This is a genomic window from uncultured Porphyromonas sp. (assembly GCF_947254915.1).
In the GTDB taxonomy this organism is placed as follows: Bacteria; Bacteroidota; Bacteroidia; order Bacteroidales; family Porphyromonadaceae; genus Porphyromonas.
Genome location: NZ_CAMYEZ010000080.1, coordinates 1 through 10,570, shown reverse-complemented (window position 1 = coordinate 10,570; position 10,570 = coordinate 1). Strand labels below are relative to the sequence as shown.

Below are 10,570 nucleotides of genomic sequence, written 5' to 3'. Positions count from 1 at the left end.
AGCACTTTGAGGCGTTTGCCTCACCAAACTATCCGCACCTAGCCTTCGCTGGGATTGATATCAAGTATAGTCCGAGTGTCATAGGCTTTGAGGAGCCTGACTTATCGCAAGCGTGGCGACCAGCCTTCGATGGGCATGTGGTCGTGCTCAAGCTGTTTCCTGGGCTATCGGCCTCGCTCCTAGATCATATCCTCCGCATGCCAGACCTTAGAGGGGTGGTGCTAGAAACCTTCGGCAGTGGCAATGCGCCAACGGACGAAGCTTTCCTCTCTGCCATCAAAGGGGCTGTAGCTCGTGGCATCACGATCGTCAATGTGACGCAGTGCTACTCTGGGTCTGTTGTCATGGGACGCTACGAGACGGGCAATGTGCTCAGTCAGACGGGTGTCATAGGTGGTGGTGATATGACTACCGAGAGTGCCACGACGAAGCTCATGTACCTCCTAGCGCAGGATCTATCTCAAGAGGAGGTGGCTCATCTGATGCAAGTCTCTCTGCGTGGCGAGCTGACGATATGATACGCTTTATGAGCCTGGCGAGTGGTAGCACGGGCAACTGCTACTACCTTGAGCACGACGGGCAGGGTCTCCTCATAGATGCGGGTATAGCCCTCTATGATATCAAGGCTGGACTAGAGCAAGCGTCGCTCTCTATAGAGCACGATGTGCAGGCAATCCTCCTGACGCACAATCATGCCGACCATGCGCGTACTGTGGGTAAGTTGGCGAATCGCTACCAGCTGCCAGTCTATGCGACGCTGCCTGTGCAGTGTGGTCTGGATCATATGAGAGGTATGGAGCGCATTCAGCACGATAGGCGCTATGCGATCGAGCCTGAGGTACCCTTTGAACTGATTGGACTGGTGGTGACCCCTTTCTCTGTGCCACATGATAGTGCTGACAATGTGGGGTACCATATCTCTTCGGAGGATGGCTTTTCTTTTACACTAGCGACAGACATAGGGCACCTGACCCCTACGATAGAGCGCTACGCTAGTATGGCGCATCATCTGGTGCTGGAGTCAAACTACGACACCGAGATGCTGCGGATCGGTAAGTACCCGCCCTTTCTCAAGAAGCGGATCAGTGGCCCGCTCGGGCATCTGAGCAATGCTGAGTCGGTGGAGTTCCTCTGTCGTATCTGGCGCCCTACGATGCGCAATGTCTTCCTCTGCCACTTGAGCAAGGAGAATAACCACCCGGAGCTGGTGCGCAAGACTTTTGACATTCGCCTCTTTGCTGAGGGGATCCGTGTCGGTAAGGATGTCTACGTCACCCCCTTGCAGCGCAATCACTGCAGCCCCATGTATCTGCTAGAGACTTAATTGTCTAGCCTTGAATCTTTTTTGTTGAAATCGTCGTGCTACCCGTATAGAGACACGGAGGAAATAGTAAATCTCCCCCGTGGCTGTTTTTTATCCTCTACGGAGGAACGGAAAAACTCTTCGGAACTTTGATTTCTTTCTTCCGAAGTTTCATTTCATTCTTCCGAAGTTTTATTTCGCCCCTCCGTGGGAATTTTTTGTTTTCTACGGAGCTATTGGGATTTTTCTCGGGAGGAAAGAGATAAGAGGTTAGAAATTAGGAGACAAGTGCACCCATCTCTAGTGATTTTGTCCGTTGTCGGCAGAAAAAAGAGTCTCCACCTGGTAGCACCAGGTGGAGACTCTATGATGAGGCTGTTGCAATAGTCTCTACTTGTATATCTGGCGGAGGATCTCGTCAATCTGCTCTCCGCGTAGGTCGCGCTGTATGATGATGCCATCAGGTCCTATGAGCATAATCTGTGGGATGCCCATGATGCCGTACAGTGAGGTGGCGTGACTATTCTGATCATCGTAGATCTGTGGGTAGGGTATCTGTAGCTCCTTGACCGCTTGTAGATGGATCTCGTGGCTATCCTCCCATACGCCGACTCCGAGTACGAGTAGCCCCTTGTCTTTGTACTTCTTGTGCATCTCAATGAGTGTGGGTATCTCCCGACGGCAGGGACCGCACCAAGATGCCCAAAAGTCTACGAGCGCATACTGTCCCTGACCTACGTAGTCCGAGAGCTTGACCCGCTCACCATCTGTGGTGATACCCTCAAAGTCTGCAAAGGCCTTGCCTGGCTTTGTATTGATCATTCCTTGGATTAGCTCTACAAGGCTTGTATAGCTTGGGAGTCGCTTGACGTTTTCGCCCATCTCCTCAAGAGGCTTCTGAAACTCTGTGAGGTCGTCAAAGAGGTACATAGCGTACTGCATAGCACGGAGTACGAGTGGGTTGTCTTTTTGCTCTGCGATATACTTACGGACGATGGCTTGACCAGCAGCTTTGTCGATAGAGTCGGCCTGCATGATTACCATAATGTCTTGCTCAAAGGCGTTGCAGGCATCGTTGGCGGGAGAGCCACTGACGTGACCATTGCTGAAAGTGTACTCTAGAGGGGTCTCCTCATAGACAAACTGAGCGTTGAGCGGTGTCCCCTCGCAGGTGAGGAGGTAGAGATAGCCCTTCTTGAGGTTGTCTAGCGAGAGACTGGCTACGGTATCTCTGATGATGATACTGTCAATGGGTGTCTTGGGGTCGGCCTCATCGTAGAGATAGGCTGTTAGACCAGATAGGTTGTCTCCGAGTCCATGGAGCTGTAGCGTATTCTTCTTGTCTTGATTACAGCTACTCAGTATCAGGAGCGAACCGACTACGACCAGTAGAGAGGAGAGGGATATGATTCGTTTCATACAGTATGATTTTTATTTAAGATGATATAAATCGGGTGGAAGGTGAGGGGCACTTGCCCTGTTTCGTCTGCAAAGTTAATAATATATCTTTTTGTAAAGCTTCTAAGCTGATTGGGGGTGTGTATCACCTGTGGCGCATCTGGTAGCTGTGCGGTACCCGTATGATGGAGGTGCTTTAGGACAGCTAGAGGATCGGCAAAGGGGATGACGAGTCGCTCCGTATGTATCTCATAGGGGATCCCGATTTGCTGGAGCGTGCTATGCCAGGTGGCTAGCGAGGGGTAGTGTAGCCCCTGACCGGTGAGTTGTCGTAGCTCAAGGAGGTTGTCTGGACCGAAGGTGCTGACGGCTAGCATCGCCCCATCGGAGAGCTCGCAGACGATGCGCTGTAAGTAGGCGCAGGGGTTGGAGAGCCACTGTATGGCACTGCTGGATACGAAGAGGTCAATGCCAAGTCCCTCTAGAGAGAGCTCGGAAGCATCCCCGACTCGCATCTCGGGGTGTGGGTCTCTCAGGCGTGGTACTTGCGCTAGGAGTGCTGGGGAGAGGTCGGCAAGAGTCCAGTGGTCTATCTGGAGGAGCTGATCTATACGCTCCGTCAGCAGTCCTGAGCCTGTGCCCAGCTCAAAGGCGTGAGCGAAGTGTCGCTTCGCCTTGGGGAGATGCTCATCGATCAGCTGTACGAGTCGATCAATGACGAGTCGCTGTGGCTCGGCTGCTTCGTTGTAATGCGAAGCAGCACGGTCAAACTGTTGGGCTAGAGAGGTCATAGACACAGATGAGTGGTAAGGCTCGTTGGGTTACTCTAGGTACTCCCACAGCTCACGCCACGAGTGCCACATATCAAAGAGGTAGTGGTACCCGTTGGGGAGTAGCTTAGTTGGTACATACAGAGCCTGCCATAGGGTGGAGAGGTTGGTTGCTGGGAAGATCTGATCGTGCGCTCCGATGATGGCTAGATCCCAAGCTAAGCGGGAGTGGGGCTTCGTCTCGGGCTCTTCGGAGGCAGTGATGCTATCGTAGACCGCCTGCAGTTCGTCACGAAGCTCTGCGGTGGGGCGCTCGGAGAGGATTTCGTAGAGCTGCTTGTATCGCTTGCCTCCACACATGCGGCGATTGAAGCGCTGGCGGTTTTCGTCAGTTAGTCCTTCTAGCGTCCCTATAAAGATTGCTCTGGGTATACCCCACAAGTCGTGCATAGGATAGGGAGAGCCAGCGACTGCTATGAGGCGTCGTGCGGAGGGGAGTGCAGACCAGTGCGGTACAACCTGCTCGGTAGCCCAGACGCCTAGCGACCAAGCTACGATAGTGACCGTCTGGTAGGAGCTCCAGGGTAAGTCTGCGAGGTCGTCGCTCAGCTCGAGGGTGCGGTAGTCGTACAGTGAGAGTAGATCACACGCTGGTGGCAAAGCTAGGTGAGAGACGGTGTCAGGGGTCATACCCCATCCGCAGAAGTATAGGATGAGTTGGCGGGAGGAAGACTGGTCTCTGTTTCGCTGGAAGGTATACTGCATAGTGGCTAGGCAAGATGCGTTAGGATGATTTTGCAAAGCTGCCTGACCTCAGCGGTGGTGAGTCCAGCGGTCAGTGAGATCCTCAGACGCTCTGAGCCGACTGGTACGGTCGGAGACATAATAGGGCGGATGAAGTAACCCTCCTCGTGGAGCGCCTGTGCGATGGCTCTCGCTCGCTCACGACTCCCGCAGAGGAGCGGTATGATGTGGCTGTGAGGGGTGGGGAGTAGTTGAGTTGGTAGCGGGGCTAGCTCATCGGTGAGCAGTTGCTGTAGCTTTGCTAGGTGCGCTCTGCGCTGGGTGAATGTGGGGAGCGCTTGCCAGACAGCTAGTACCCACTGGATGATGAGCGGGGGTAGCATGGTCGAGTAGATGAGGCTCCGTGAGCGGGTGATGAGTAGTGTGCGTACCGCCTCGGAGCAGGCGACATAAGCTCCCATAGATCCGAGTGCCTTGCCGAAGGTACCGACCAGCAGGTCAATATCGGAGAGTAAGCCTAGCTCTTCGCACAGCCCATAGCCATGCGCTCCTCGGACGCCGATGGCGTGCGCTTCGTCTATATAGAGAGCCACCTTGGGGTATTGCTGCTTGAGTGCTACGAACTCTTGTAGCGGAGCCAGATCCCCGTCCATACTGTAGATGCTCTCCGCCATAACGATGATATGCTGGCAACTCTCGGCGCTGTGATGCTTTTCAATGAGACGCTGGAGCTGCGCTACGTCGTTGTGACGAAAGCGCTCGAAGGGCAAGCCCGAGAGCCGTATCCCGTCGATCATACTGGCGTGGATCAGTTTGTCTGCTATCACCACCATGCCTGGGAGCTTGAGCGCTGGCAGGATGCCCACGTTGGCGTGGTAGCCACTGTTGAAGAGCAAGGCCATCTCGTGCTGTAAGGACTTAGCGATGAGCCCCTCCAGCTGGTGCATCACTGTCCGATCTCCCGAGAGCAAGCGTGAAGAGGTAGAGCCTAGATCTCCCGCAGAGAGCGTCCGTAAGCTATTAGTCAGGTCAGTTTCATCGGCAAAGTGACAGCTAGCGTCGTGGAGAGCTAGGTAGTCGTTGCTATTGAGGTTGATGAGAGGCTGAGGGTGCGCATCGTTGAGTGCTGCATAGTGGCCATCCTCTAGAAGTTCAATAGGGGTGAGTGTGCGGAGCGCCTGCTCGTCACGTAGTGTGGCGAGGATCTGCTCTATATGTGACTCGAAGTGAGACATAAGCCTTAGCTCAGTATTTACATTTATTCCTGGAAGGGGAGCTGTTGTGCTTAGCCTATGGGTTATGCGACCTATAGGTTTGATACATTTGTTGTGTGGCTCTTCTCTAAGGGCTGTTGAGACGCTTGCGGATTACAGCCCGCTGCTGAGCGCACCACACTTCACGCTCTGTGGGCTCTCTTACTACCTTTGCGCTGTCTATTAACTAGGTATTGGCAAGGTGATAACGAATATTGGACCCAAAAGTGCCTTCCCAAAGTGAGTCTATGAAGAGAGACTTCCTTTTCTTATGAATAGACCTACACAGAATCTAGTAGCACGACGTGTGCCAACGCTAGATACTGTGTAGGTCTAGATTCGTCAGACGCATGAGTTTGTTTGAGTAGTCATGCGTGGCGACGGAGCGTTGCGCTGGTTACTTCTTCTCTGCGGGAATCACCTCTAGTAGAGTCACGTCAAAGATAAGCGTAGAGAATGGCTCAATAGAAGAACCGCTCCCATTAGCTCCGTAAGCTAGGTCGTAAGGAATGTAAGCGGTTACCTGGTCACCCACCTTCATGAGCTTGAGAAGCTCGGTCCAGCCAGGGATAACTTGGTTTACTCCGAACTCTACAGGCTCCTCGCTCTTGTCAAACTCAGTGCCGTTGATGAGCGTACCACGGTAAGTGACCTTGACCTTGTCGCCATCTACAGGAGACTTGCCTGTACCCTTCGTCGTGTAGCGATAAGCGAGACCAGACTTTGTCGTCATAACGCCGTCTTGCTTAGCAAACTCCTTGATGGCCTTTTCGCCCTCCTCAATGTTCTTGCCGTACTTCGCCTTATTCTCAATCTCCTGCTTCTTTTGGTAGTAGTTCTGTAGGAATGTGTAAGCCTCCTCTTGACCCATTGTCATCTTGGTCGTGTCTCCCTTGAGAGCGTACTCCAGATACTCAGCAAAAAGCTTGGTGTCTATGCCGTCCTTCATAAGGCTCATAGCGGTCTGCGCACCCTGGATCTGACCAGCGTAGTAGGAAAACTTGGTGGTGTCGGCGATACCCTTCTTGAAGCCCTTGAGGAACTCAACGGTGTCTACAGGCATACCCTGCATAGCCATCATCATAAACTGCTGACCGAGCTGCTGACCAGTCATATAGCCCTGAATCATAGCCACGCTATCGCTCATAGCTGATAGCTCATCGTTGGTATCACTCTTCTGAGCTGTCTTGTTACAGCTAGCAAAGGTGCAGACCATTGCAACCACTGCAAGGAGTGAGAGAATTGATTTCTTCATTGTAAGTTGTATTTAGGATGTTTGTTTGCGTTATAGTTATTTCTCTGTTGGGGTGGCCAAGGGGATAGGCTTGCCCTTGATGACCTCTAGTAGCTCAATCTCAAAGATGAGCGTAGCATTGGGCGGAATCAGTCTCCCCGCGCCACGCTCGCCGTAGGCTAGACGTGCTGGGATGTAGAGCTTAGCCTTGCTGCCCTGTGGTAGTAGGCATAGGCCCTCAGTCCAGCCTGGGATCACCTGTAGGAGACCAAACTTAGTGGGCTCGCCACGATCTACGGAGCTGTCGAACTTAGTCCCATCAATGAGCGTACCCGTGTAGTGTACACGGACCGTGTCCTCGACCGTAGGACGGGGACCTTTGCCCTCCTTGATGATCTCATACTGTAGTCCGCTCTGGGTCGTCTTGACTCCAGGGCGCTCGCCATTGCTCTTGAGGAAAGCCTCGTTCTTCTCCTTTGTCTCCTGCGCTATACGCTCTTCCAGCTGCTGGAAGTAGGTAGAGAGAAAGGCTTGCGCCTCCTCACTGGTCATAACTGTGGGCTGCTCTAGAAAAGCTGCCGTAAAGCCTGCTAGGAGCAACTCTTTATTGATGGGGTCTCCAGGCATTTGAGTCAAGCTCTGCCCAAAGCCTACACCATTCGCTACACCAAGTGCATAGGCTGCCGTATCAGCGGCAGAGGTGAGACGTGGAGGCTCAGTCGCTGTGAGTGCACCTACGCTCACAAGTAGCGTCAGCGCAGCGGTTAGGATGCGATGTGTCATAAGTCTTTAGTGTGTCTATACGATGTCTAGTAGCTCAATCTCAAAGATAAGCGTCATATTGGGGCGAATCACGTCGCCAGCACCACGGCTCCCGTAAGCTAGTTTCGAGGGAATTACGACGCGCCACTTACTGCCCACGGGCATCAGCTGTAGGATCTCCGTCCAGCCAGGGATGACCGCATTGAGGGGAAACTCGGCGGGCTCGCCACGCTCTACGGAACTGTCGAAGACAACCCCATTGATGAGCGTGCCGTGGTAGTGTACACGTACCTTGTCGGTAGCTTTAGGCTTAGCGCCCTTGCCCTCCTTGATGATCTCGTATTGTAGTCCACTGGGGAGCGTCACGACACCACTCTTGTGGCGCATGATCTCTTGGTACTCCTTGCCAGCAGCTGCGTTGAGCTCTGCCTCTTCTTGCTGTAGGCGCGTGAACAGTTGGTTGATCACCTCACGAGCTCGCTCGTTGGTCAGCTGAGGCTCACGCTCAGCGAGAGCGTCTTGGAGACCTGCGATGAAGTCTTCGGAGGTAATAGCCTTGATTCCGGACGCTTTGAAGTTCTGTCCGATGCTTAGTCCTAGCGCATAGCTTACTTCGTCTTGTGGCATAGGGGGAATGTTCAGTCTTTGATCTTTAGATGAAAAATACTCCTGCAAAGGTAGCAATTCTCCACGAGATGAGCCTTCTAATGATTGACGGTGAGTGACTCCTTTAGGCGAGACACGATCTCATTGAGCGGGCACTCTTGCTGTGTGCCGAGGGTCATGTCCTTGATAGAGACCTTGCCCTCGTTAAGCTCTTGGCTACCTGCGATGATGACGTGGCGACAGCCTCGGCTATTGGCATAGGAGAGCTGTTTCTTCATTTTGTCCGCTGAAGGATAGACCTCCGTGGCGAGCCCTGCACGGCGTAGCTGATGCGCAATGGGTAGTAGTTTCTGGAGTTCCTCCTCGCCAAAGTTTACGATCATAATCCGCTCTTCAGGCTCCATAGCTGTGTCAAACATACCCAGCGACAGCATAATGTCGTAGATGCGCTCGGCACCAAAGGAGATGCCGACGCCTGAGACACCCTCTAGTCCGAAGATGCCAGTCAAGTTGTCGTAGCGGCCACCTCCTGAGATCGAGCCCATCGGTGCATCAAGCGACTTGACCTCCAGGATGGCGCCTGTGTAGTAGTCTAGTCCACGAGCCAGCGAAGGCGAGAAGGTTAGTTCGGTCATCAGGTCGCTCGTGTCAACATGGTTGAGGACGTACTCAAGTTCCTCCAGTCCCTTGAGCCCTATCTCGGAGTCAGCGAGTAGTTGCTTGAGCACAGCCACCTTGTCGCGATTGCTTCCCTCCAGCGTCAGTACCTTGCGAACGGGCTCTAGCGATTCTGGGGCAAAGCCACTCTCGACGAGATCCGCCAAGACCGCCTCTACGGATGTCTTGTCCAGCTTGTCCATGCAGATGGTCAACTGAGCCAAGCGGTCTGGAGCCTTGATCACCTCAGCGATGCCCGCTAGTATCTTGCGGTTGTTGAGTAGGAGCGTCGTGCGGAGTTTGAGCCGACGGAAGACTTCGTCAATCATATAGACAAAGTCCACCTCAGGCATTAGTGAGTCGGTACCGATGACGTCGGCATCGCACTGGTAAAACTCACGATAGCGCCCCTTCTGCGGTCTGTCGGCACGCCATACGGGTTGCATCTGGTAGCGCTTGAATGGGAAAGTGAGTTCGTTACGGTGCATCACCACATAACGAGCGAAGGGCACGGTCAGATCGTAGCGCAGACCTCGCTCACAGAGGCGCGCTGCCAACGCTGCTGGAGACTCCTCCGTAAAGGTCTCCGCATCAATGCCCGCCTTATAGTCTCCCGAGTTTAGTATCTTAAAGAGTAGCCGATCTCCCTCTACACCGTACTTACCTGTGAGCGTGGTGAGTTGCTCCATAGCGGGCGTCTCAATCTGCTCAAACCCATAGAGCGCGAAGACGGAGCGTATCGTCTCAAATATATAATTGCGCCGGCGCATCTCCTCAGCGCCAAAGTCTCGTGTCCCCTTAGGTATCGAAGGTTTATTCATAGCGTTTAGCCGTTTCGATTCGTTTGTATAGCGTCTGTGACACAGGATAGTCGTTGCGCTCGTCGGCTGGGTAGTGAGCCTCCTTGAGCATGGACCACTTCGCCAGGTCAATCTCTGGGAAATGCGTGTCGGCATCAGGTACAATCGTGTCAACCATTGTCAGATTAAGGTGCGTAGCGTAGGGTAGACCACTCTTGTAGAGCATACCGCCACCCATTATGTAGACTCGATCGTAGCCCGCCTGCTGACAGTGCTGCAAGGCCTGCTCTAGAGTGGAGGCGACATAGTGCGTCTCGGCGTCGCCTTCGGGTAGCGTGCGAGAGACTACTATGTTACAGCGATTGGGCAGAGGTCGAGCGCCTATGGAGTCCCACGTGTGTCGCCCCATAATGACCGCATATCCCGTCGTTGTTGCCTTAAATCGGCGCAAATCATCGCTCAGATGCCACGGCATCGTACCGTCACGTCCTATAGCTCTGTCTCGGGCTGTCGCCACTATAATCCATATTTCCATCTTCAGACGAACTGATTTGGGGGCTAAGGTACGAAAAAATGCCGTATATCGTTTGTAGACCAGCCTTGAAAAGCGAAGGCAATCGTAGCCTTTCTCAACTCCCCACGAAGAACTATGCAAATTCTTCGTGGGGATTTTTTTATTCCCCAGCGAGGATCGGAAAAATTCTTCCGAACTTCAATCCCTTTCCTCCGAAGTTCCATTTCATTCTTCCGAACTTTTATTTTGGTCCTCCGTGGAGGATTTCCGTTTTCTACGGAGCTATTCTAGATTTTCCCCTAAGGGTCACTTCGCTGGGTCATTGCCTTAGCCTAAAAAAACGATAGGTTCTTGTTTGTAAGTGGGTATACGTCAGGTCGTTGATTTGGTTTTCTGTGAAGTTTGCAAAAGTTGGGGTGGCGACTATTTGCAGGTATTGGAGAAAAGTATTACCTTTGCACTCACATTTGAAACGCTTCCTTAGCTCAGTTGGTTAGAGCATCTGACTGTTAATCAGGGGGTCCTTGGT

At 53.0% G+C, this 10,570-nt stretch carries 10 protein-coding genes and 1 pseudogene; 2 read left to right on the top strand and 9 right to left on the bottom strand.

All coding sequences use genetic code 11. The annotated features are described in order from the left end of the window. A pseudogene (locus Q0X57_RS05800) lies at window positions 1–518 on the top strand (L-asparaginase 1); the annotation flags it as partial. Next, window positions 515–1,324 (top strand): MBL fold metallo-hydrolase, encoded by an 810-nt coding sequence (locus Q0X57_RS05795; protein WP_297728895.1) that lies wholly within the window; start codon window positions 515–517, stop codon window positions 1,322–1,324. The pseudogene Q0X57_RS05800 and the gene Q0X57_RS05795, both read left to right, overlap by 4 nt. Window positions 1,325–1,693: 369 nt before the next feature. Here Q0X57_RS05795 and Q0X57_RS05790 read toward each other — a convergent pair whose 3' ends face one another. From Q0X57_RS05790 to Q0X57_RS05750, 9 genes are all read right to left on the bottom strand, one after another. Then, entirely contained in the window at window positions 1,694–2,722 is a 1,029-nt protein-coding gene (locus Q0X57_RS05790; protein ID WP_297728892.1) for a TlpA disulfide reductase family protein, read from the bottom strand. Continuing rightward, window positions 2,719–3,492: a methyltransferase domain-containing protein gene (locus tag Q0X57_RS05785; protein ID WP_297728889.1), complete on the bottom strand. Its 774-nt coding sequence runs from the start codon at window positions 3,490–3,492 to the stop codon at window positions 2,719–2,721. The genes Q0X57_RS05790 and Q0X57_RS05785 overlap by 4 nt, the downstream gene beginning before the upstream one ends. Before the next feature lie 30 nt (window positions 3,493–3,522). Next, on the bottom strand, window positions 3,523–4,236 hold the full coding sequence (locus Q0X57_RS05780) for a pimeloyl-ACP methyl esterase BioG family protein (protein ID WP_297728887.1): 714 nt from the start codon (window positions 4,234–4,236) through the stop codon (window positions 3,523–3,525). Window positions 4,237–4,241: 5 nt separating this feature from the next. After that, window positions 4,242–5,450 carry an 8-amino-7-oxononanoate synthase gene (locus Q0X57_RS05775; protein ID WP_297728885.1) on the bottom strand — a complete coding sequence of 403 codons (1,209 nt, stop codon included), beginning with the start codon at window positions 5,448–5,450 and terminating at the stop codon, window positions 4,242–4,244. 415 nt (window positions 5,451–5,865) lie between these two features. Next, window positions 5,866–6,723, bottom strand: a complete 858-nt coding sequence (locus Q0X57_RS05770; RefSeq protein WP_297728883.1) for an FKBP-type peptidyl-prolyl cis-trans isomerase — start codon at window positions 6,721–6,723, stop codon at window positions 5,866–5,868. Between the two features lie 36 nt (window positions 6,724–6,759). Then, complete coding sequence (locus Q0X57_RS05765) at window positions 6,760–7,485, bottom strand: FKBP-type peptidyl-prolyl cis-trans isomerase (RefSeq protein ID WP_297728881.1); 726 nt, start codon at window positions 7,483–7,485, stop codon at window positions 6,760–6,762. Between the two features lie 15 nt (window positions 7,486–7,500). Next, on the bottom strand, window positions 7,501–8,091 hold the full coding sequence (locus tag Q0X57_RS05760) for an FKBP-type peptidyl-prolyl cis-trans isomerase (protein WP_297728879.1): 591 nt from the start codon (window positions 8,089–8,091) through the stop codon (window positions 7,501–7,503). Window positions 8,092–8,168: 77 nt separating this feature from the next. Then, window positions 8,169–9,548 (bottom strand): histidine--tRNA ligase, encoded by a 1,380-nt coding sequence (hisS, locus tag Q0X57_RS05755; RefSeq protein ID WP_297728877.1) that lies wholly within the window; start codon window positions 9,546–9,548, stop codon window positions 8,169–8,171. Further along, entirely contained in the window at window positions 9,541–10,062 is a 522-nt protein-coding gene (locus Q0X57_RS05750; protein WP_297728875.1) for a dihydrofolate reductase, read from the bottom strand. The genes hisS and Q0X57_RS05750 overlap by 8 nt, the downstream gene beginning before the upstream one ends. Window positions 10,063–10,570 lie beyond the last annotated feature (508 nt).

Excerpts from the sequence above, each read along its gene's own strand:
- Q0X57_RS05795 (WP_297728895.1), top strand. The coding sequence starts at position 515 with ATGATACGCTTTATGAGCCTGGCGAGTGGTAGCACGGGCAACTGCTAC.
- Q0X57_RS05790 (WP_297728892.1), bottom strand. The coding sequence starts at position 2,722 with ATGAAACGAATCATATCCCTCTCCTCTCTACTGGTCGTAGTCGGTTCG.
- Q0X57_RS05785 (WP_297728889.1), bottom strand. The coding sequence starts at position 3,492 with ATGACCTCTCTAGCCCAACAGTTTGACCGTGCTGCTTCGCATTACAAC.
- Q0X57_RS05780 (WP_297728887.1), bottom strand. The coding sequence starts at position 4,236 with ATGCAGTATACCTTCCAGCGAAACAGAGACCAGTCTTCCTCCCGCCAA.
- Q0X57_RS05775 (WP_297728885.1), bottom strand. The coding sequence starts at position 5,450 with ATGTCTCACTTCGAGTCACATATAGAGCAGATCCTCGCCACACTACGT.
- Q0X57_RS05770 (WP_297728883.1), bottom strand. The coding sequence starts at position 6,723 with ATGAAGAAATCAATTCTCTCACTCCTTGCAGTGGTTGCAATGGTCTGC.
- Q0X57_RS05765 (WP_297728881.1), bottom strand. The coding sequence starts at position 7,485 with ATGACACATCGCATCCTAACCGCTGCGCTGACGCTACTTGTGAGCGTA.
- Q0X57_RS05760 (WP_297728879.1), bottom strand. The coding sequence starts at position 8,091 with ATGCCACAAGACGAAGTAAGCTATGCGCTAGGACTAAGCATCGGACAG.
- hisS (WP_297728877.1), bottom strand. The coding sequence starts at position 9,548 with ATGAATAAACCTTCGATACCTAAGGGGACACGAGACTTTGGCGCTGAG.
- Q0X57_RS05750 (WP_297728875.1), bottom strand. The coding sequence starts at position 10,062 with ATGGAAATATGGATTATAGTGGCGACAGCCCGAGACAGAGCTATAGGA.